The sequence below is a fragment of the Paracoccus jiaweipingae genome, from assembly GCF_044335505.1.
Classification (GTDB): domain Bacteria; phylum Pseudomonadota; class Alphaproteobacteria; order Rhodobacterales; family Rhodobacteraceae; genus Paracoccus.
The window spans coordinates 237499-257844 of sequence record NZ_JBISBS010000003.1 but is presented as its reverse complement, the minus strand read 5'-3'; the positions used below and the strand labels follow the sequence as shown (position 1 = coordinate 257844).

Below are 20346 nucleotides of genomic sequence, written 5' to 3'. Positions count from 1 at the left end.
CGCTTCGACCGCCAAGACGATGGAAAAGGCGATGGCAAAGCGCTGAAACCCATTTTGATCCGCTGAAATCAGCCATCGCGCGGTGTGTTGTTTCCGAGATCTGCCTAAGGTCAGCTTGCGCGCAGGCAGGCCACCTTCTGGGCGCGTTGCTTTGCCTCCTCTGACATTCTTTGCTGCGCTGATTGAAGCCTATCCCCCGCTGCATTTCTGGGTTTGTAAGAACGTCCCCGCAATGCTGGAGACAACCGATATCCACATTTCCCTCATAAGCCGGCAAACGGATGACCAATAAAATCACATTGCGCAGAGGACATAAGGAATAGTGGCACAAATGGCGACCGAATTCACATCATCAGAACAACTCCGGATCGCCCATTTGATGCGGATGCGGCATGTCGGCTGCTGTCCCCCAGCCAAGACGCTTGGCTGCGCTAATCAGCGTGATCTCATTCAGGCCGGCCCCCAGCGCGGCAACCAGACCCTCACTGCTTGTGCAATCTGAAGGCACCTGAGCGGTGATCCGGGAAAGCTGTTCAAGATTCTGGGATAGGTAATCAAGGGACTGTCCTGCAATGATCTTTTCCTTGATCGAGACCTTGTGCCCATCTTCCATTCCCTCCAGCCAGATATGCTGAAGGCTGTTGACCATTTGTGCCATGACCCGCATCTCATCGGCCATGGCACGCATGGCACCCGACACCGCCGCGATATCCCCGGTCGAGGACATCACAGGCGCCCCGTCACAGCTTCGATACAGGCCTTCAGGTCGGCAGGGGTAAACGGCTTCTTGATGAAATTGTTCATTCCCAGCCTTTTCCCGCGCGTGACGATGTCGGCATCAGCCCGTCCGGTGATCAGGATGAATCCCATGCCTTTCAGTTTTGGGTCTGTGCGGATGCGTTCCAGAAATTGCAGCCCATCAATGTCTGGCATGTTGAGGTCCGAGATGACCAGATGCGCCGGTCGCTGCCCCAGTTCCCCCAAGGCTTCTGATGCGTGACCCGCTGATCTGACTTGGGAAATACCCATGTTTTCAAGCGATTGAACCAGCAGCCCACGGCTGGTCGACATATCGTCAACCACCATGACCTTCAGCTTGTCCTTGATTCCCATTTTTTATCCTTTCAGCTCGCGATACGGCGAAATGTCGTGGTTTCCAGCGGTTCCAGCCTGCTGCGCAGTTCTGGCGGGATGGTTTCTGAATGGCCGATAAACAACAGCCCCCCGGGCTTGAGCCGGTCACAGATTCTCTGCCACAGGCGGGTTTGTGCCTGTCTGTCGAAATAAATCACCACGTTACGACAGAAGATGGCATCAAAGGCAGGGCGTGCTGTCCAGGCGGCATGCAAATTCGACTGTTCGAATTCGACAAAAGCGCGGATTTTGTCATCAATCCTGAACTGATCGCCATCTGCTTTGAAATGCCGTTGGCGCATGTCTGGCGGTACGCCAGTCATGTCTTTGGCTTCATAAGTCCCTGCCTTCGCGACAGCCAAAGCTGCCTTGTCGATATCCGAGGCGAAAATCCGGAAAGACAGGCGGTTCGGACCGCTGGCGGCATTCAATGCCATTGCGGCACTGTAAGGTTCCTGCCCAGTCGAGCACCCGGCGGACCATACCCGATAGGGGGCCGCGCTGGCTTCGGCATGTTTCAAAGCATCCTCACGCAAGGTCGTGAAATGGTGCGATTCCCGAAAGAAGGCGGTGTGATTTGTAGTGATCGCCGACAGTAAGGCACCGATTTCATCCCGATTGCGCGGGTCGCTGACATAATCCGCATATTCTGCCAGCGTCGTCAGTCCCAGACTGCGCAGCCGCTTTCCCAGCCTGGCACGCAAAAGCGCGGTCTTGTCTGGCATCAGCCGGATACCGGATTCACGTTCGATCAATTGACGCAGCCGGTCCGCCGAAGGGTCAATACTGGGTACAGGATGGGTGTTCATGCGCGCTCCGCTGCTTTGGGAACCACGGTTTCCAGATTAAGAACCCGAACCATCCGGTCATCGACCAAGGTCAATGCACTGAGATAGTCGGAATGAATTTCAGCGGTCATTTCTGCCGGCATGCTGAGCCCTGCTGTCGGGACTGAGATGATGTCTGAAACGGCATCCACGATCAGCCCGACGGCATGATTGCGGACGCTGACAATGACAATGACCGAGGTTTCGTTTGCCTCGACAGGTGACATGCCCAAGCGCAGCGACAGGTCGATGACCGGCATGACTGTGCCACGCAGGTTGATGACCCCGCACAGATGAGGGGGGGCGTAGGGAACGGGCGTGGCCGGTGACCAACCGCGGATTTCGCGTACGCTCATGATGTCGATGCAATATTCCTGGTCGCCAAGGCGAAAAGACAGCAGTTCGGTTTCCGCCGAATCCGTATCAGTGATCATGTTCATGCGCATTCTCCCGCAAGCATGTGATTTTTAGGTCGGCGCGCGCTGTTGGCGGGCGTCAGGTCCGAGGGGTCGAGGATCAGGGCTATCTGTCCATCGCCAAGGATGGTCGCACCCGAGACCCCGGGAATATGGGTGAAGTGGTCGCCGAGGCCCTTGATGACGACCTGTCGCTGATCGAGGATCGAATCGACGATAAACGCGCGTCGGTTTCCGTCATCCGAACTGGTCAGCAAAACAATGCCAGGCGCGCTTTGCCGGTTGTGACGGATGAAACCCAGACTGTCTGCAAGGTCGATCAATGGCAGAATTTCCCCACGGAGACGAATAACGGTTGTTGAGGGGCCGACACGTTCTTGCTTGTGATCCGCGAGGGTCGATGTCTCGACGATGGACGAGATGGGCAGCACCAGCGTCTGGTCGGCGGCCTTGATGACCATGCCGTCCAGAACCGCCAGTGTAAGCGGCAGGGAAATAAGGAAAGATGTTCCTTTTCCGCGTTCGCTGCTGATCGAAATCTTGCCGCCGATTGATGTGATCGCACTTTTGACAACATCCATGCCTACGCCGCGACCGGACAGGGCCGAGACCTCGGACGCGGTCGAAAAACCTGGCAGGAAAAGCAGGCCGTCGATCTCGGACTCGGTCAATTGGGCGTCGGGGTCGATCAACCCACGTTGAACGGCAATGTTGAAAACGCGTTCGCGGTTGATACCCTGACCATCGTCGCGGATTTCGATCAAAACCCGCCCCGCGCGATGGGATGCCGACAGGGTGATGGTCCCGGTTGGGTTCTTTTCGGTCTTTTGCCGGTCAGTCGGGCTTTCCAGACCATGATCGACGGCGTTGCGGATCATGTGGGTCAGCGGATCGAGAAGACGCTCAATAACGGTCTTGTCAATTTCGGTGTTTTCGCCTTTCGTGACCAGACGAACATCTTTACCCACCGCAGCCGATGCCTCGCGCACGATGCGGGACATACGCTGGAACAGCGATTTGACAGGCTGGGCACGGATCATCATGACGCTGTCCTGAATATCGCGGGTCAGGTTCATGAATTCGTCCAGCCCATGTACCACCGCCGGGGTTGCATCCATGCCGGCATCGGTCACGCTTTGCGCCAGCATGGCCTGATTGATAACCAGCTCTCCGACAAGGTTGACCAAACGGTCGATGCGTTCGAGATCAACGCGAACCGTGGCTGAGGCCGGGCGCGCAGCGGATGCGTCGCCGGCAGGCTTTGCAGGTGCCTTTGCGGCGTCCGCAACGGGACGCGGCGGAGTGGCCGTGGTCGGATGATCTGGCGCGGGCCCATCCACATCCGCTTCAGCCTGATCCGTTTCGCACATTTGAACCGGCTGTTCACATATCTGCGCGGATGCGTCTTCGTCTGGCGCGGGGGGCTTTTCGATCGTCAGATCCTGTCCGGCTGAGATTTCCTGGGGTTCACGCAGTCCATCCGGCCCATCTGGCGGGTCCGCAGGGCTGATATCGAGTTCGCAGACATCAATCACAAAATCGAAGATCGCTTCGATCTGTTCACTTGAGACCTGCCCGCCAAGTCGGATCTGCCATTCCAGCCGAGGCACCTCGCACTGATCAGGGTCGAGAGACAGCTGTGGCGGATGGCAGGTGACAAGGGCCGGCCCAAGTTTGCACAGGGCGCGCAATTGATTCTGCGCCTCGTTGCCGCTTTCGTAGAAACCGGGAAGCGGGCGGAAACGGATCATCCAGCCGCCGGGACCCTCTGCAAGCGGTGCGGGGTCGTCATCCATCCCGCCAAAGTCGAGGTCCAGAGACAGCCCGCTTGGCTGAAAGCTGATTTCCTCGGGTTCTTCGGTTTCAGCACAGATACCCAGTTGCGCCTCCAGATCCTGGAGCAGGGATTCGGCCCCTTCGGGCGAGGCGCTGTCGTCGCGGGCTGCGATGACATGGTCCTGCAACAGATCCGCCCCGCGAAACAGAAGGGCGACCAGGTCCGGCGTCACCTCGGCCTTGCCCGAGCGCAGCGCATCCAGCGCGGTTTCAAACCGGTGGGCGAACCCGACCAGCGCGTCGAGGCCAAATGCCCCGGCACCGCCCTTGATAGAGTGCACGGCACGAAAGACCGCATTGATGGTATCGTCATCTTCCGGGCTGTCCTGCAATACGGTCAGCCCGTCTTGCAGCCCCTCGAGCAGTTCGTCACACTCGATAAAGAACGAAACCTTGATTTCGGCCATGGGATCAGTCATCGTACATCCCCCTTTCAGGTAATCACCAGATTCAGCGTCTCGACCAGCTTTTGCGGGTCGAAGGGCTTGACCACCCAGCCCGTCGCGCCGGCGGCGCGGGCGCGGGCGCGCAGTTCAGCGGCACTTTCAGTGGTCAGCACCAAGATCGGGGTTGCCCGCAAATGGTCGATGCGGCGCACCGCTTCGATGAAGCCGAACCCGTCCAGACGCGGCATATTGATGTCGGATATGATCGCGTCCGGTGTCAGCCCCTCAAGCTTTTCAAGACCGTCCTGACCGTCATCGGCGGTGGTCACGGTCATGCCCGCACCGGTCAGCGTCAGGCGCAGCATGTCACGAATCGTGCGGCTGTCATCCACGGCAAGGATATGATGGCTCATGCAGGCCCCCGGTTTTCAAGCATGTCGAGGCTGACGCCGAAATCCGCCAGCGCGCGGTCGAAATTGTCCGAGCGCGGATTGACCTGAAAGCCAAGCTGTCGCTGACGCCATTGCCCAGCCGCAGCCATCAGCAATTGCAGCCCCAGCCCGCCCAGATGCTGCACGGCCGAGGCATCGACCCGCAGATTTTGCCCGTCATGGTCCAGAAAATCGCCGCCAAGGTCGCGCACCGCCGTCAGGTCAACGCGGGCGGGCAGGGTGATCGCCGCTGCGGCGGGCATCGTCTGTTGGGAACACATCGTCACTTGTCCTTGTTCACAAATCTTGTTCCCGGTATGGCCCAGCTTTCTTAAGATTCGGTTTATAGCCGTGCGTTTTTTGCCCAATTTCGCCCTGATCGGGGAAATAGATGCTGAAAATGCGAATGATTTGGCCGCCAGACGGTCTTGCGGGCAGGGGCGGGGGCTGTTAAGGGACGCGCACTTCACAGGCGGGTTCGGGCCGATCGGGGAGACATCCCGAAACGGTCCACCGGTTGGGGGATTACCCCTGAAAGGCCCGCCAAGGCGCAAACCGGAAAGGAACATGACATGGCGCTTCCCGATTTCACCATGCGTCAGCTGCTGGAAGCTGGCGTTCACTATGGTCACCAGACCCAGCGCTGGAACCCGCGCATGGGTCAGTATATCTATGGCGACCGCAACGGCATTCACATCGTCGACCTGACCCAGACCGTTCCGATGCTGGAACAGGCGCTGCAGGTCGTGCGCGACACGGTGGCCAAGGGCGGTCGTGTGCTGTTCGTCGGCACCAAGCGTCAAGCGCAAAAGGCGATCTCGGACGCGGCTGAAAAATCGGCGCAGTTCTATATGAATCACCGCTGGCTGGGTGGCACGCTGACCAACTGGAAAACCGTTTCCCAGTCGATCAGCCGCCTGAAAGCCCTGGACGAGCAAATGGCCACCGGCGCCGAGGGCCTGACCAAGAAAGAGCGTTTGGGCATGGAACGCGAGCAGGCCAAGCTGCAAGCCAGCCTGGGCGGTATCCGCGAAATGGGCGGCCTTCCGGACCTGCTGTTCGTGATCGACGTCAACAAGGAAGATCTGGCCATCGCCGAGGCGCGCAAACTGGGCATCCCGGTCGTGGCCGTGGTCGATACCAACTGCTCGCCCGAGGGTGTGGATTACATCATTCCGGGCAATGACGATGCGGCCCGTGCCATCGCGCTGTATTGCGATCTGGCGGCCCGCGCGGCGCTGGACGGGATGTCGGCCCAGATGGGTGCCGCCGGTGTCGACCTGGGTGCGCTGGAAGAGGCCCCGCAGGAAGAGCTGGAAGAGGCCGCCGCCGAAGCCTGATCCGGCGAACCGGCCGGTCTGGCCGGTTTTACCGAAATGTCATCAGGCGGGGATAAGCCCCGCCTGACCCCGTATAGGACAGAAGGACAATCCCATGGCTATTACCGCAAGCATGGTGAAGGATCTGCGCGAAAAGACCGGCGCGGGCATGATGGATGCCAAGAAGGCCCTGACCGAAACCGATGGTGACATGGAAGCCGCGATCGACTGGCTGCGCACCAAGGGTCTGGCCAAGGCGGCCAAGAAATCGGACCGTGTCGCCGCCGAAGGTCTGGTGGGCGTGGCTGTCCGCGATGGCCGTGGCGTCGCGATCGAGCTGAACTCGGAAACCGACTTTGTTGCCAAGAATGCCGACTTCCAGAAACTGGTCCGCGAGATCGCCGAAGTTGCGCTGGAAACCGGCGAATCGGTCGAGGTTCTGAAAGCCACCCATCTGAACGGCACCCCGGTCGAGGACGTGCTGACCGACGCCATCGCCCGTATCGGCGAAAACATGACTCTGCGCCGGATGCATGTTCTGGAAGGGGACACTATCGTCAGCTATGTCCACAATGCCGCGACCGAAGGCATGGGCAAGATCGGCGTTCTGGTGGCGCTGAAAGGCGATGCGCAAAAGGCGCAAGAGGTCGGCAAACAGATCGCGATGCATATCGCGGCGACCAACCCGGCCTCGCTGGCCGAGGCCGATCTGGACCCGGCGCTGGTCGAGCGTGAGAAAGCCGTCCTGACCGAGCAGGCCCGCGAATCGGGCAAGCCCGAAGCGGTGATCGAAAAGATGATCCAGGGCCGCATGGCGAAGTTCTTTGAAGAAGTGACCCTGCTGGGTCAGAAATTCGTCATCAATCCCGACATCACCGTTGCCCAGGCCGCGAAAGAGGCTGGTATCGAAGTGACCGGCTATGCCCGTGTCGAGGTCGGTGAAGGCGTCGAAAAGAAAGAAGAGGATTTCGCGGCCGAGGTTGCCAAGACCCTTGGCGGCAACTGATCCCCGCATTTCATGACATCTGCCGATGCCGGTCCCCATGGGGCCGGCATTTGCATATCTGTTGGGTCTTTTCTTGGCGCGCGGTTTTGTTAGGCTTCGCTTCTGGTCTGAAGGGGGGCGGGCAATGACGGATGTGCTGATTGCGGGCGGTGCGGTCATGGGGTCTTCGGTGGCGTTCTGGCTGTCGCGGATGGACCCGGCGCTGAACATCACCGTGGTCGAGCCTGACCCCAGCTATGCCACCAGTTCGACCGCGCTGTCCGTGGCCTCGATCCGGTCGCAGTTCAGCGACCCGACCAATGTGCAGATCAGCCGGTTCGGCGTTGATTTCATTCGTGATTTCGCCGGGCAGACCGGGCCCTCTGGCGGGGTGCCCGACCTTGGTCTGCGCGAAAACGGCTATCTGTTCCTGACCGGCAGCGAAACCGGCGCTGCGATGCTGGAAACGCTGGCGCAGATGCAGCGCGGGCTGGGGGCGGCCACGCAGGTGCTGACGGCGGCCCAGATCGCGCAACAGTTTCCGTGGATGAACACCGACGATATCGTCGCCGGCAGCTGGGGCACGCGTGACGAGGGATGGTTCGACAATATGGGCCTGCTGTCGGGGCTGCGCAATGCGGCGCGGGCGGCGGGCGTGACTTTCCTGCGCGACCGGGTGTTGGGGTTCGAACGCGACGGACGGCGGGTCATGGCGGCGGTGCTGGAAAGCGGTCAGCGCATCTATGCCGGGCAATTCGTGAATGCCGCGGGCACCCGCGCCGGGATGCTGATGCGCAGCATGGATCTGGACCTGCCCGTCGAGCCGCGCAAGCGCACCGTTTTTGTCATCGACGCGCCCAATGCCCGCCACCCGGATGCGCCGCTGGTCGTCGATCATTCCGGCATCTATTTCCGCCCGGAACATCAGCACTGGATCGCGGCGACGGTTCCGGCGACCGACGGCCCCTGCGATGCCGACGATTTCGACCCTGATCATCAACTGTTCGAGGATGCCGTCTGGCCCGCCCTGTATAACCGCGCCGAGGGCTTTGACTGTGCCCGGATCGCGCGCTGGTGGGTGGGGCATTACGCCTATAACAGCTTTGATCAGAACGCGCTGCTGGGGCTGAACCCGCAGCTGAACAATTTCTTTCACGCCAACGGGTTTTCCGGGCACGGGCTGCAACAGGCACCGGCGGTCGGGCGGGGAATTGCCGAACTGGTGCTGCATGGCGACTGGCAGACGCTGGACCTTTCGGCGCTTTCCGTGGCAAGGGTGGCGCAGGGGCGCCCCTATACCGAGGCCCATATCGTCTGACGGAAAGCACCATGTCCTTTACCATTGCCATTGACGGGCCCGCCGCGGCGGGCAAAGGAACCATTTCGCGCGCATTGGCGGCGCATTTCGGCTTTCATCATCTTGATACCGGCCTTTTGTATCGCGCCACCGGGGCCAAGGGGGGCGACCCGGTGGCGGCGGCGCAGGGGCTGACACCCGCCGATCTGGCGCGGGACGATCTGCGCAGCAATGCCGCCGGGCAGGCCGCCAGCCGCGTGGCCGCCATCCCCGAGGTGCGCGCGGCGCTGATCGCCTTTCAGCGCCGTTTTGCCACCCAGGAACCCGGCGCCATTCTGGACGGGCGCGATATTGGCACGGTCATCTGCCCGAACGCGCCGGTCAAGCTGTATGTCACCGCCAGCGATGCGGTCCGCGCCCAACGCCGCGCTGCCGAACTGGGGGTGGATGCGGCCTCGACGCTGGCCGAGCTGCGTGAACGCGATGCCCGCGATGCCGCCCGCGCCACCGCGCCCCTGCGGCCCGCCGGGGACGCGGTGTTGATCGACACCACGGATTTAAGCATCGGACAGGCCGTCGAACAGGCGATTGCGCTGGTGCAGGCGGCACGGGACGGGGCGGCGTAAAACCGCGCGACCGTGGCGCGTGGGGCGGGGTTTGGCCTTGCTTTTGCGCGCTTTCCGGCGTATAGGGCCAGCGTCCGATGACGCGACATGGTCAGAACAGACCGCCATATCAGGGGTCCGGCGCCACACGCCGCGACCCTTTGCGCTTATCCGACGCCCACAAAAGACCGGCGGAGCCAACCGTCAGGCCGGAAAACCACTGTAAAGGAACTGAAAGCCACATGGCGCAAAACGCAAGCATGGCAGAGTTCGAGGCGCTGCTGAACGAAAGCCTCGAAATTGATACCCCGAACGAAGGTTCGGTTGTGAAAGGCAAGGTCATCGCCATCGAGGCGGGCCAGGCCATCATCGACGTCGGCTATAAAATGGAAGGCCGCGTTGATCTGAAAGAATTCGCAAATCCCGGTGAAGAAGCCAAACTGGCCGTCGGCGACGAAGTCGAGGTCTATCTGGACCGCGTCGAAAACGCCCGCGGCGAGGCCTCCATCTCGCGCGAGAAAGCCCGCCGCGAAGAAGCCTGGGATCGTCTGGAAAAAGCCTATGCTGCGGAAGAGCGCGTCGAAGGCGCCATCTTTGGTCGCGTCAAGGGCGGCTTTACCGTTGATCTGGGTGGCGCCGTGGCCTTCCTGCCGGGCAGCCAGGTCGATGTGCGCCCGGTGCGTGATGCCGGCCCGCTGATGGGTCTGAAACAGCCCTTCCAGATCCTGAAAATGGACCGCCGCCGTGGCAATATCGTTGTGTCGCGCCGCGCCATTCTGGAAGAAAGCCGCGCCGAACAGCGCGCCGAGGTTATCGCCAACCTGTCCGAAGGTCAGACCGTCGATGGTGTGGTCAAGAACATCACCGAATACGGTGCCTTCGTTGATCTGGGTGGCGTTGACGGCCTGCTGCATGTCACCGACATGGCCTGGCGCCGCGTCAACCACCCGTCCGAGATTCTGGCGATCGGTGAAACCGTCAAGGTTCAGGTCATCAAGATCAACAAGGACAGCCACCGCATCAGCCTGGGCATGAAACAGCTTCAGGCCGACCCGTGGGATACGGTTGCCGGCAAGTTCCCGATCAGCTCGGTCCATTCGGGTCGCGTGACCAACATCACCGACTATGGCGCCTTCGTCGAACTGGAGCCGGGCGTCGAAGGTCTGGTCCATGTGTCGGAAATGTCCTGGACCAAGAAGAACGTCCATCCGGGCAAGATCGTCTCGACCTCGCAAGAGGTTGACGTCATGGTTCTGGAAATCGACGAAGCCAAGCGCCGCGTGTCGCTGGGTCTGAAACAGACCATGCGCAACCCGTGGGAGGTCTTTGCCGAGACCCACCCGGCCGGCACCGTCATCGAAGGCGAGGTCAAGAACATCACCGAATTCGGTCTGTTCGTTGGTCTGGACGGCGATATCGACGGCATGGTCCACCTGTCCGACATTTCCTGGGACACCCGTGGCGAGGACGCGATTCAGGACTTCCGCAAGGGCGACATGGTCAAGGCCGTCGTTCAGGAAGTCGACACCGAGAAAGAGCGTATCAGCCTGTCGATCAAGGCGCTGGAAAACGACGCCATGGTCGAGGCCGTTGACGGCGTCAAGCGTGGCGATGTCATCACCGTCGAGGTCACCGCGATCGAAGATGGCGGGATCGAAGTGGAATATAACGGCGTCAAGTCGTTCATCCGCCGCAGCGATCTGGCCCGCGACCGTCAGGACCAGCGCCCCGAGCGTTTCGGCGTTGGCGACAAGGTCGATGTCCGCGTGACCAATATCGACACCAAGACCCGTCGTCTGGGCCTGTCGATCAAGGCGCGCGAAATCGCCGAGGAAAAAGAAGCCGTCGAACAGTATGGCAGCTCGGACTCGGGTGCCTCGCTGGGTGACATTCTGGGTGCGGCGCTGAAAAGCAAGAACTGATCCGCACCCCGCATAAGCGGTTTTCCGCCCCCGCAGCTTTTGCGGGGGCGGTTTTCATTCCGCCCTGTGGTATTCCGACAAATTTTCTTGCAACCTTTTCAAAACTCGTGCGTTTCTTGTTGAACTTGCAGCCGGATCGGCGCATTCCCTGCTGTCCGGTCCCACCTGATGTCCGGCCTTTGCCCGTGAGGAAAGAATGATCCGTTCCGAATTGATTCAGAAAATCGCCGAGGAAAACCCGCATCTGTTCCAGCGCGATGTTGAAAAAATCGTCAACACGGTGTTCGAAGAAATCATCGACGCCATGGCGCGGGGCGACCGGGTCGAGCTGCGCGGCTTTGGCGCCTTTTCGGTCAAAAAGCGCGATGCCCGTCAGGGCCGCAACCCCCGCACCGGCGAGACGGTCTCGGTCGAGGAAAAGCACGTCCCCTTCTTCAAAACCGGCAAATTGCTGCGTGACCGGTTGAACGGACTGGAAGAACAGGGCTAAAACGGGTCGATATCCGCAAGGGGGGTCCGATGCGCATTATTCGCGTGGTTCTGGTTCTGAGTCTGGCCGTGGTGCTGGTTCTGGTTGCGCTGGCCAATCGCGGCATGGTGACGGTGAACCTGTTCCCGGCGCAATTCGGCAAATATCTGGGTGGCCAGTGGTCGCTGACGATGCCGCTGTTTCTGGTGGTGTTTCTGGGCATCGCGCTGGGTCTGGTGACCGGCTTGGTGTGGGAATACCTGCGCGAGGCGCGGCTGCGCAGCGAATCGAACCGCCGCGCCCATCGTGTCGCCAGTCTGGAAAACGAGGTCGGGCATCTGCGCCAGACCCATGCCGCCCCCCGCGACGAGGTGCTGGCCATTCTTGATGCCCCCGAACCCCAGCGCGCGCCCACCACAGCCGGTGCTGCGGCGCTGCCGTCATCGCCTGCCGCCCCGGCCCCGCAGGGTGCCGCGCTGCCCGCGCCGTCGCGCTGATCCGGGGGCGGCGTGAGCATCGTCAAGATCTGCGGCCTGACCACCCCGGATGATGTGGATAAGGCGGTTCAGGCTGGGGCGCGTTACTTGGGCTTCGTGTTTTTCGCCAAATCGCCGCGCGCCATAACCACTGACAGTGCTGCGGCGCTTGCGCTGCGCGTGCCACCCGGCGTGATGCGGGTGGGGCTGTTCGTGAATGCTGATGACGATTTTCTGGCATCGGTTCTGGACCATGTGGCGCTGGACATGATCCAGATGCACGGCACCGAATCCCCGGCGCGCGTGGCGGCGGTCAAGGCGCGGTTCGGCCTTCCGGTGATGAAGGCGGTGGGCGTCAGCGGCCCGCAGGATCTGGACGCGTTATGGGATTACGGTCTTGTGGCCGATCAGTTGCTGGTCGATGCCAAGCCGCCAAAGGATACCGCGCTGCCCGGCGGCAACGGCGTGGCGTTTGACTGGCGTCTGCTGGTCGGGCGCAAATGGCTGAAACCCTGGATGCTGGCCGGGGGGCTGACCCCGGACAATGTTGCCCAGGCCATCCGCCTGACCGCTGCGCCGGCGGTCGATGTCAGCTCGGGCGTCGAGCGCGCCCCCGGTGTCAAGGACCCGGCGCTGATCCGGGCTTTCGTGGCGGCGGCGTCAGGGGCGGCGGATGTGCCAAGGCTGCGCTAGGCGGCACGGCCCCCACCCATGACAGGAGGTTTGCTTGCCCACCGATATCGAGATCGCCCGCGCCGCCCATAAGCGCCCCATAACCGAGGTCGCCGCCCGGCTGGGGCTGTCCGCGACCGAGATTTTGCCCTATGGCCATGACAAGGCCAAGATCACCCATCAGGCGGTCGCGGCCCGGCGCGGTGCGGCGCAGGGGCGGCTGGTTCTGGTGACCGCGATCAACCCGACCCCCGCCGGCGAGGGCAAGACCACCACCACCGTCGGTCTTGGCGACGCGCTGAACCGGATCGGCAAGCGCGCGGTGATCTGCCTGCGCGAGGCCAGTCTGGGGCCGAATTTCGGCATGAAGGGCGGCGCGGCCGGGGGCGGACATGCGCAGGTCATCCCGATGGAGGATATGAACCTGCATTTCACCGGCGATTTTCACGCCATCACCAGCGCTCATAACCTGCTGGCGGCGATGATCGACAATCACATTCACTGGGGCAATGCGCTGGGGTTCGATACCCGCCGCGTCACCTGGCGCCGGGTGATGGATATGAATGACCGCGCCTTGCGGCAGGTGGTTCTGGGGCTTGGCGGTCCGGCCCATGGCACCCCGCGCGAGGGCGGTTTTGACATCACCGTCGCCTCGGAAGTGATGGCGATCCTGTGTCTGGCCGAGGATCTGGCCGACCTTCAGGCGCGGCTGGGGCGGATCATCGTCGGCTATGACCGCGACCGCGCGGCCATCACCGCCGCCGATCTGGGGGCCGAGGGGGCGATGACGGTGCTGCTGCGCGACGCCTTGCAGCCCAATCTGGTGCAGACACTGGAAAACAACCCGGCGCTGGTCCATGGCGGGCCGTTCGCCAATATCGCCCATGGCTGCAACAGCGTGATCGCCACCCGCACGGCGCTGGCGACCGGCGATTATGTAGTGACCGAGGCCGGATTCGGTGCCGATCTGGGGGCCGAGAAATTCCTGAATATCAAATGCCGCAAGGCGGGGCTGTCGCCCGATGCGGTGGTGATCGTGGCCACGCTGCGGGCGCTGAAAATGAATGGCGGCATGGCCCGCAGCGATCTGGCGCAGGAAAATGTCGCCGCCCTGCGCGAGGGCTGTGCCAATCTGGGGCGTCATGTCGCCAATATGCGCCGCTTTGGCCTGCCGGTGGTGGTGGCGATCAACCATTTCGATGCCGATACCGATGCCGAACTGGCCGCCCTGACCGAGGAGTGCGCCGCCATGGGGGTGCAGGCCATCGTCTGTCGCCATTGGGCCGAGGGCGGCGCCGGGGCCGAGGATCTGGCCCATGCCGTGGTCGATCTGGTCAAGGGTGGCAGCGCCGAATTCGGTCCGCTTTACCCCGATTCGATGTCGCTGTGGGACAAGATCAATACCATTGCCCGCGACATTTACGGCGCCGCCGGGGTCGAGGCCAGCCAAGCGATGCGCGACCAGCTGACCCGCTGGGAAGAGGCCGGTTTTGGCGATCTGCCGGTTTGCATGGCCAAGACGCCCTACAGTTTTTCCGCCGATCCGGCGCTGCTGGGGGCGCCAAGCGGGCATATCGTGCCATTGCGCGATCTGCGCCTGTCAGCCGGGGCGGGCTTTGTGGTGGCGATTTGCGGCGATATCATGACCATGCCCGGTCTGCCGCGCCATCCGGCGGCGACGCGCATCGGCCTGAACGCGGATGGCGAGATCGAGGGTCTGTTCTGACCGCCCCGCGCCGCCGCTGATGTCGCGCGGGCTTTTGCGGGGGCCTCCGGCGGGGATATTTGGACCAAGGTGAAAGGGCGGCACCCCGTGCCCCGGCACCGTTTCGGGCGGTGCCGGTGGCAGGGGAAGTGCTGGTCAGGTGCCTTGGGCGCGGGCGATTTCCGGTTCGGTCAGCGGGCCGGGGAAATGGCAGGCGATGCGGTGATCATCACCGCTCAGGGCCGGCACCTCGGACGCGCAGCGGCTTTGGGCGCGGGGGCAGCGGGTGCGGAACACACATCCCGAGGGCGGCGCCAGCGGCGAGGGCAAATCACCCGCCAGCGGCACCGTGGTCTTTTCGGCCTCGCGCACGGGGTCGGGGATCGGCACGGCCGACAGCAGGGCCTGGGTATAGGGGTGCTGCGGGCGGTCATACAGCGCCTCGACCGGCCCGATTTCCATCACCTTGCCCAGATACAGCACCATCACCCGGTCGCTGATATGTTTCACCACCGACAGGTCATGGGCGATAAAGATCAGCGCCAGCCCCAGATCGCGTTGCAGGTCGGACAGCAGGTTGATCACCTGCGCCTGAATCGAGACATCCAGCGCCGAAACCGGTTCGTCGCAGATCACCAGCCGGGGCTGGACGATCAGCGCGCGGGCGATGCCGATCCGCTGGCACTGGCCGCCGGAAAATTCATGCGGATAGCGGTTGATCTGGTTGGGCAGCAGGCCGACCCGGTCCATCATGTCCTTGACGCGGCTGCGGATCTGGGCGCGCGACAGGCCGGGGTGGTGGGTCTTCAGCGGCTCGGCGATGATCTGGCCCACGGTCATGCGCGGGTTCAGGCTGGCCAGCGGGTCCTGAAACACCATCTGGATGTCGCTGCGATATTTCATCATCTGGCGCGGCGTCAGCGCCAGCAGGTCGGCGCCGTCGATCCACTGCGCCCGCCCCTCGGCCGGGGCCAGCCCGATCAGCGCCCGCGCCAGTGTCGATTTGCCAGACCCGGATTCGCCCACGATCCCCAGCGTTTCCCCGGGGTTCAGGCTGAAATCGACGCCGCCCACAGCGAACAGCTGGCGCGGTTGTGTCCAGGGCATGTCGCCCTCGCGGCGGATGCGGAAGGTCACGCGCAGGTCATGCACGTCAAGCAGCGGATCAGTCATGTTCGGCCTCGGTCGTTGCGGCCATGCCGGCGCCACCCATGGCGGCCTGCGGCAGGTGGGGGCGGCGTTCGGGGATGGTGGCTTCGCCTTCCTGCACGGCGGCGGCCTCTTCATCGGCCAGCCGGACGCGGTGACGACCCGCCTGAACATCGGCCAGCGCGGCAAAGCAGGCGCGGCTGCGGCCCGGTGCGAATTCGGTCAGCGCCGGGCGGCCCGTGGCGCATTCACCAAAGCGATAGGCGCAGCGGGGTTCATAGGCACAGCCCTTGGGCGGGTTCGACATATTGGGCGGGCTGCCGGGAATGGCCGACAGCTTGTCGCCCTTCTGGTCCACCCGCGGGATCGCCGCCAGCAAGCCCTGGGTATAGGGATGCGCCGGTTCGGCAAAGATCGGATGCACCGGCCCGGTTTCGCGAATGCGTCCGCCATACATCACCGTGACCGACCGGCACGACCCGGCCACCACCCCAAGATCATGGGTGATCAGCATCATCGCCATGCCGAATTCCGCCTGAAGGTCGGCCAGCAGCTGCATGATCTGCGCCTGCACCGTCACGTCCAGCGCGGTGGTCGGTTCATCCGCGATCAGCAGTTGTGGCCGGCACAGCAGCGCCATCGCGATCATCACCCGCTGCCGCATCCCGCCCGAGAATTCATGCGGATACAGCCGCACGCGCCCCTTTGCATCGGGGATCTTGACCGCGTCCAGCATCCGCACCGATTCCGCCACGGCGTCGCGTCGGGACATGCCCTTGTGCAGGGTCAGCACCTCGGCCATCTGGTCCGCGACCCGCATATAGGGGTTCAGGCTGGTCATCGGGTCCTGAAAGATCATCGCGATCTTTTCCGCCCTGATCCGGTTCATGACCCGCGGTTTGGCATTCAGGATTTCCTGCCCGTCAAACCGGACCGAGCCGCTGGCCCGGCCATTGCGCGCCAAAAGCCCCATGATCGAAAAGGCCAGCTGCGACTTGCCCGAGCCGCTTTCCCCGACGATCCCCAGCGTGTCGCCGGATTCCATCGTCAGGTTCAGGCTGTTGACGGCGTGAACCTCACCGTCATTGGTTGAAAAGCGCACGTTCAGATCGGTGATTTCCAGCAGGGCCATGTCAGCGATCCTTCGGGTCAAGGGCATCGCGCAGGCCATCGCCCACGAAGAAGAACCCAAATAATGTGATGACAAAGAAGAACAGCGGGAAGGCCAGTTGCCACTGGGTGCCAAAGCTGATCGTGCGCGCCCCTTCCGAGATCAGCGCCCCCCACGAGGTCAGCGGTTCCTGCACCCCCAGCCCCAGAAAGCTGATAAAGCTTTCGGTCAGGATCATCAGCGGCACCAGCAGCGTGGCATAGACCGCGACCACCCCCAGCAGGTTGGGCACGATATGGCGCAGGATGATCTTCCAGGTGGGCACGCCGATGGCGCGGGCGGCCTCGATGAATTCGCGGTTTTTCAGGGTCAGGGTCTGGCCGCGCACGATCCGCGACATATCCAGCCATGAAATCAGCCCGATGCCCAGAAACAGCATCGCGATGGACCGGCCAAACATCACCAGCAGCAGGATCAGCACGAACATATAGGGGATCGACATCAGGATATCGACGGTGCGCATCATGACCTGGTCGGTGCGCCCGCCGACATAGCCCGCCGTCGCGCCGTAAAGCGTGCCGACAATCACCGCGATGGCCGCGCCGACAACACCCACCATCAGCGACACCTGCGTGGCCTGAACGGTGCGCGCAAACAGGTCGCGGCCCAGATCGTCAGTGCCGAAATAATGCCCGTTTTCGACCGAGGGCATTCCCATGGTCGCGGCGGACCCCATGACGTTAAAGTCGATTTCCTCGTTCGACCAGACCGCGAACTGGTTGCCGAAGGCCGCGAACAGCGCCACCAGCAGCAGGATCAACAGCCCCGCCATCGCCGCCTTGTTGCGCAAAAAGCGTTTGCGCGCATCGGCCCACGGGCTGCGGCCCCTGACCTCGTTTTCGGCCATGCGCGCGGCCAGAGACTGCATTTTCTCTTGCTCGATCATCGCATCAATACCGGATTTTGGGGTCGATCCATGCATACAGCACATCGACGATAAGGTTGAACAGAATGGTCAGCGCCCCGACAAGGATGGTCACCCCCATCATCACCGCATAATCGCGGTTCAGCGCCGAATCGACAAAGGATTTGCCGATCCCCCCGGTCGAGAAATACATGTCGATCACCACCGACCCGGTGATCATGCTGACAAAGGCCGGTCCCAGATAGGAAATCACCGGCAGCATCGCGGGTTTCAGGGCATGGCGCAGGATCACCTTGTGTTCCGGCATCCCCTTGGCGCGCGCCGTGCGGATGTGGTTCGAGCCAAGCACCTCAAGCATCGACGACCGGGTGATCCGCGCGATCGAGGCCATATAGCTGGTCGCAAGCGCGATCACCGGCATGACGATATATTGCCACTGGCCCCCGCCCCAGCCGCCGCCGGGCAGCCAGTGCAGCCACAGCGTGAACACCAGCACCAACAGCGGTGCCATCACGAAATTGGGCAGCACCTGCGCCCCGATCGAGATGCCGACCGCCAGATAATCCAGCCAGCTGTTATGCCGGATCGCCGCCACGACCCCCAGAAACACCCCGACGACCACCGCCAGCATGAATGAGATACCGCCATAGGTCAGCGTCACCGGAAAGCCCGCGGCAATGATCTGGTTCACGCTGCGGTCAGGATAGACAAAGCTGGGGCCGAAATCGAAATGCGCGACGATGCCCCAGATATAATTGCCGATCTGTTGCCACAGCGGGTCGTTCAGGCCGTATTTCGCGTTCAGGTTGGCCAGAACCTGCGCCGGAATCTCGCGTTCCTGGGTGAATGGCCCGCCGGGGGCCAGATGCATCAGAAGAAAGGAAAAGACGATCAGCAAAAGCAGCGTCGGAATGGCGACGGCAAGCCTTCGCAGGATAAAGCCGAACATAAGCGGGTTCCCGAAGCAGGTGCCTGAAGGTCAGGGTTAATGACCGAAAACCGGGGGGCAGGCAACCCGCCCCCCGGTATTTTTCCCGGACCGACCGGTTATTCGGCCACGCGATAGATGTCTTTCGCGTACCAGTCGTTCATCACGTTTTCCAGCGGGATGCCGCGCAGGTCGGCTTTGAAGATCTGCGCGCGGGCATAGTGATAGGCCGGCACAAGGGCCATATCACCGATCAGGATTTCCTCGGCCTTTTTATACAGATCGGCCGGGTTTTCGGCGGTCTTGGCATCATTCAGCAGCTTGTCGAATTCGGCATTCGACCACTTGCCGTTGTTATAGCCATCGGTGCGGAAATAATCGAGGAAGGTCGAAGGTTCGTTGTAATCGGCGCACCATGCGTAACGCGCGACTTCGAAATCCTGATTTTGCAGACGGTCGGTATGCACCTTCCATTCGTAATTCTTCAGCTCGACATCAACGCCGATCTGTTTCCAGAACTGCTGAACCGCGACGGCCAGCTTTTTGTGGTCCTCGCTGGTGTTATACTGGATCGACAGCTTCAGCGGCTTGTCGGGGCCGTAACCGGCCTCGGCCAGCAGGGCCTTGGCTTTTTCGACCCGCTCGGCCTGGGTCCAGTGGCCGAATTCGGGATCGGGCGCCTCGAACCCCTCGATCGCCCAATGCGTCCACCAATAGGCCGGCTTCTGGCCGCCTTGCAGCACCTTGTCCACCATTACGTCGCGGTCAACCGCATAGGCCAGCGCCTGACGCACGCGCAGATCCTTCAGCGCCTCGGGGCCTTTGTCGGACAGGTTGAACAGATAGGCATAAGAACAGGCCCATGGGGTGGAATGCGCCTCATCGGGGCGTTCCTCTTTCAGGCGCGGGTATTGCCCGGCGGGCAACTGGCTGATCCAGTCCAGTTCGCCGGCGCTATAACGGGTCAGGGCGATGCTTTGGTCATTGACGGTGGTGGCGGTCAGTTTGGTCAGGATGGTGTGTTCGGCATCCCAGTAATTGTCGTTTTTCGACATCACCAGCTGAACGCCAAGGTCATGCTTGTCCAGCTTGAACGCGCCATTGCCGACCAGATTGCCGGGCTGGGTCCATTTGTCGCCCAATTCCTCGACCACCTTTTGCGGCACCGGGAAGGTGCTTGGGTGGGCCAGCGTTTTCAGGAAATAGGGGGTGGGTTTGGTCAGCCGGACCTCGATCGTTTTATCGTCAACGGCTTTTATCCCCAGCTGGTCAGGGGTTTTTTCGCCCTTCACGATGTCGCTGGCATTTTCGACATTCATCAGCTCGATGAACCAGGCATATTCGCTGGCCGTGGCCGGGTCGGCCAGACGGCGCCAGCCAAAGACCACATCCCCGGCGGTGACCGGGTCGCCATTCGACCATTTGGCATCGCGCAGATGGAAGGTATAGGTCAGCTTGTCGTCACTGACCTCATGGCGTTCTGCAAGCCCCGGCACCATGGCGCCCCTGGCGTCCTCGTTCATCAGCCCTTCGAACAGCTGGCGCAGCACGTCCGAGCCATCGGCATCGGTGTTTTTCTGCGGGTCCAGCGTCTTGATGGCATCCAGCAGCCAGAAGTTGAGCTCCTGCTTGTCGGCCAGCTTCTCGCCCTCGGCGGGGGTGGCGGCCAGCGCGGGCAGGGCCAGCGCGCAGGTCAGCGCGGTTGTCAGAAACAGCTTGGTCATTGACCATCCTCCATGTTGGTGGTCGGTGT

21 protein-coding genes are annotated in these 20346 nt (G+C 62.1%); 9 read left to right on the top strand and 12 right to left on the bottom strand.

Translation table 11 applies throughout. The annotated features are described in order from the left end of the window. Positions 1 to 352: 352 nt before the first annotated feature. Genes ACFXP9_RS07450 through ACFXP9_RS07420 form a run of 7 tightly spaced genes read right to left on the bottom strand, consistent with a single transcriptional unit; the run spans position 353 to position 5311 of the window. Positions 353 to 727 (bottom strand): hypothetical protein, encoded by a 375-nt coding sequence (locus ACFXP9_RS07450; RefSeq protein WP_397206950.1) that lies wholly within the window; start codon positions 725 to 727, stop codon positions 353 to 355. After that, positions 727 to 1113 (bottom strand): response regulator, encoded by a 387-nt coding sequence (locus tag ACFXP9_RS07445; RefSeq protein ID WP_397206952.1) that lies wholly within the window; start codon positions 1111 to 1113, stop codon positions 727 to 729. The genes ACFXP9_RS07450 and ACFXP9_RS07445 overlap by 1 nt, the downstream gene beginning before the upstream one ends. 11 nt (positions 1114 to 1124) lie before the next feature. After that, on the bottom strand, positions 1125 to 1943 hold the full coding sequence (locus tag ACFXP9_RS07440; protein ID WP_397206954.1) for a CheR family methyltransferase: 819 nt from the start codon (positions 1941 to 1943) through the stop codon (positions 1125 to 1127). Continuing rightward, on the bottom strand, positions 1940 to 2401 hold the full coding sequence (locus ACFXP9_RS07435) for a chemotaxis protein CheW (protein WP_397206956.1): 462 nt from the start codon (positions 2399 to 2401) through the stop codon (positions 1940 to 1942). The genes ACFXP9_RS07440 and ACFXP9_RS07435 overlap by 4 nt, the downstream gene beginning before the upstream one ends. After that, positions 2398 to 4632 (bottom strand): chemotaxis protein CheA, encoded by a 2235-nt coding sequence (locus ACFXP9_RS07430; protein WP_397206958.1) that lies wholly within the window; start codon positions 4630 to 4632, stop codon positions 2398 to 2400. The genes ACFXP9_RS07435 and ACFXP9_RS07430 overlap by 4 nt, the downstream gene beginning before the upstream one ends. Before the next feature lie 14 nt (positions 4633 to 4646). Then, entirely contained in the window at positions 4647 to 5012 is a 366-nt protein-coding gene (locus ACFXP9_RS07425; protein ID WP_397206960.1) for a response regulator, read from the bottom strand. Further along, complete coding sequence (locus ACFXP9_RS07420; RefSeq protein ID WP_397206962.1) at positions 5009 to 5311, bottom strand: STAS domain-containing protein; 303 nt, start codon at positions 5309 to 5311, stop codon at positions 5009 to 5011. Before ACFXP9_RS07420 ends, ACFXP9_RS07425 begins: the two co-directional genes overlap by 4 nt. A gap of 291 nt (positions 5312 to 5602) precedes the next feature. Between ACFXP9_RS07420 and rpsB the strand changes: the two genes are divergently transcribed. The 9 genes from rpsB to ACFXP9_RS07375 all read left to right on the top strand — a co-directional run bounded on the left by rpsB (position 5603) and on the right by ACFXP9_RS07375 (position 14501). Next, positions 5603 to 6370, top strand: a complete 768-nt coding sequence (gene rpsB, locus ACFXP9_RS07415) for a 30S ribosomal protein S2 (protein WP_397206964.1) — start codon at positions 5603 to 5605, stop codon at positions 6368 to 6370. 94 nt (positions 6371 to 6464) lie between these two features. Then, positions 6465 to 7355 (top strand): translation elongation factor Ts, encoded by an 891-nt coding sequence (tsf, locus tag ACFXP9_RS07410; protein WP_397206966.1) that lies wholly within the window; start codon positions 6465 to 6467, stop codon positions 7353 to 7355. A gap of 124 nt (positions 7356 to 7479) precedes the next feature. Beyond that, the gene (locus tag ACFXP9_RS07405) at positions 7480 to 8652 is read left to right on the top strand and encodes an NAD(P)/FAD-dependent oxidoreductase (RefSeq protein ID WP_397206968.1); all 1173 of its coding nucleotides are present in this window, start codon (positions 7480 to 7482) and stop codon (positions 8650 to 8652) included. 11 nt (positions 8653 to 8663) lie between these two features. Next, entirely contained in the window at positions 8664 to 9257 is a 594-nt protein-coding gene (locus ACFXP9_RS07400; protein ID WP_397206970.1) for a (d)CMP kinase, read from the top strand. 221 nt (positions 9258 to 9478) lie between these two features. After that, a complete protein-coding gene (gene rpsA / locus ACFXP9_RS07395) occupies positions 9479 to 11158 on the top strand; it encodes a 30S ribosomal protein S1 (RefSeq protein WP_397206972.1) in 1680 nt (559 codons plus the stop codon). 196 nt (positions 11159 to 11354) lie between these two features. Beyond that, positions 11355 to 11648 carry an integration host factor subunit beta gene (gene ihfB / locus ACFXP9_RS07390; RefSeq protein ID WP_397206976.1) on the top strand — a complete coding sequence of 98 codons (294 nt, stop codon included), beginning with the start codon at positions 11355 to 11357 and terminating at the stop codon, positions 11646 to 11648. Positions 11649 to 11677: 29 nt separating this feature from the next. Continuing rightward, positions 11678 to 12124 carry a LapA family protein gene (locus ACFXP9_RS07385; protein WP_397206978.1) on the top strand — a complete coding sequence of 149 codons (447 nt, stop codon included), beginning with the start codon at positions 11678 to 11680 and terminating at the stop codon, positions 12122 to 12124. Positions 12125 to 12136: 12 nt separating this feature from the next. Further along, positions 12137 to 12796 (top strand): phosphoribosylanthranilate isomerase, encoded by a 660-nt coding sequence (locus ACFXP9_RS07380; RefSeq protein WP_397206980.1) that lies wholly within the window; start codon positions 12137 to 12139, stop codon positions 12794 to 12796. Between the two features lie 34 nt (positions 12797 to 12830). Next, positions 12831 to 14501 carry a formate--tetrahydrofolate ligase gene (locus ACFXP9_RS07375; protein WP_397206982.1) on the top strand — a complete coding sequence of 557 codons (1671 nt, stop codon included), beginning with the start codon at positions 12831 to 12833 and terminating at the stop codon, positions 14499 to 14501. 135 nt (positions 14502 to 14636) lie between these two features. On the opposite strand, the gene ACFXP9_RS07370 is transcribed toward ACFXP9_RS07375, so the two are convergent. The 5 genes from ACFXP9_RS07370 to ACFXP9_RS07350 form a co-directional block, all read right to left on the bottom strand. Beyond that, positions 14637 to 15653 (bottom strand): ABC transporter ATP-binding protein, encoded by a 1017-nt coding sequence (locus ACFXP9_RS07370; RefSeq protein WP_397206984.1) that lies wholly within the window; start codon positions 15651 to 15653, stop codon positions 14637 to 14639. Next, entirely contained in the window at positions 15646 to 16761 is a 1116-nt protein-coding gene (locus ACFXP9_RS07365) for an oligopeptide/dipeptide ABC transporter ATP-binding protein (RefSeq protein ID WP_397206986.1), read from the bottom strand. Before ACFXP9_RS07365 ends, ACFXP9_RS07370 begins: the two co-directional genes overlap by 8 nt. A 1-nt stretch (position 16762) precedes the next feature. Next, positions 16763 to 17686, bottom strand: coding sequence for an ABC transporter permease subunit (locus ACFXP9_RS07360; protein ID WP_397206988.1), 924 nt, complete (start codon positions 17684 to 17686; stop codon positions 16763 to 16765). Positions 17687 to 17690: 4 nt separating this feature from the next. Beyond that, complete coding sequence (gene oppB, locus ACFXP9_RS07355) at positions 17691 to 18614, bottom strand: oligopeptide ABC transporter permease OppB (RefSeq protein ID WP_397206990.1); 924 nt, start codon at positions 18612 to 18614, stop codon at positions 17691 to 17693. A 98-nt stretch (positions 18615 to 18712) separates the two neighbouring features. Then, on the bottom strand, positions 18713 to 20317 hold the full coding sequence (locus ACFXP9_RS07350) for a peptide ABC transporter substrate-binding protein (protein WP_397206992.1): 1605 nt from the start codon (positions 20315 to 20317) through the stop codon (positions 18713 to 18715). Between the last annotated feature and the right edge of the window lie 29 nt (positions 20318 to 20346).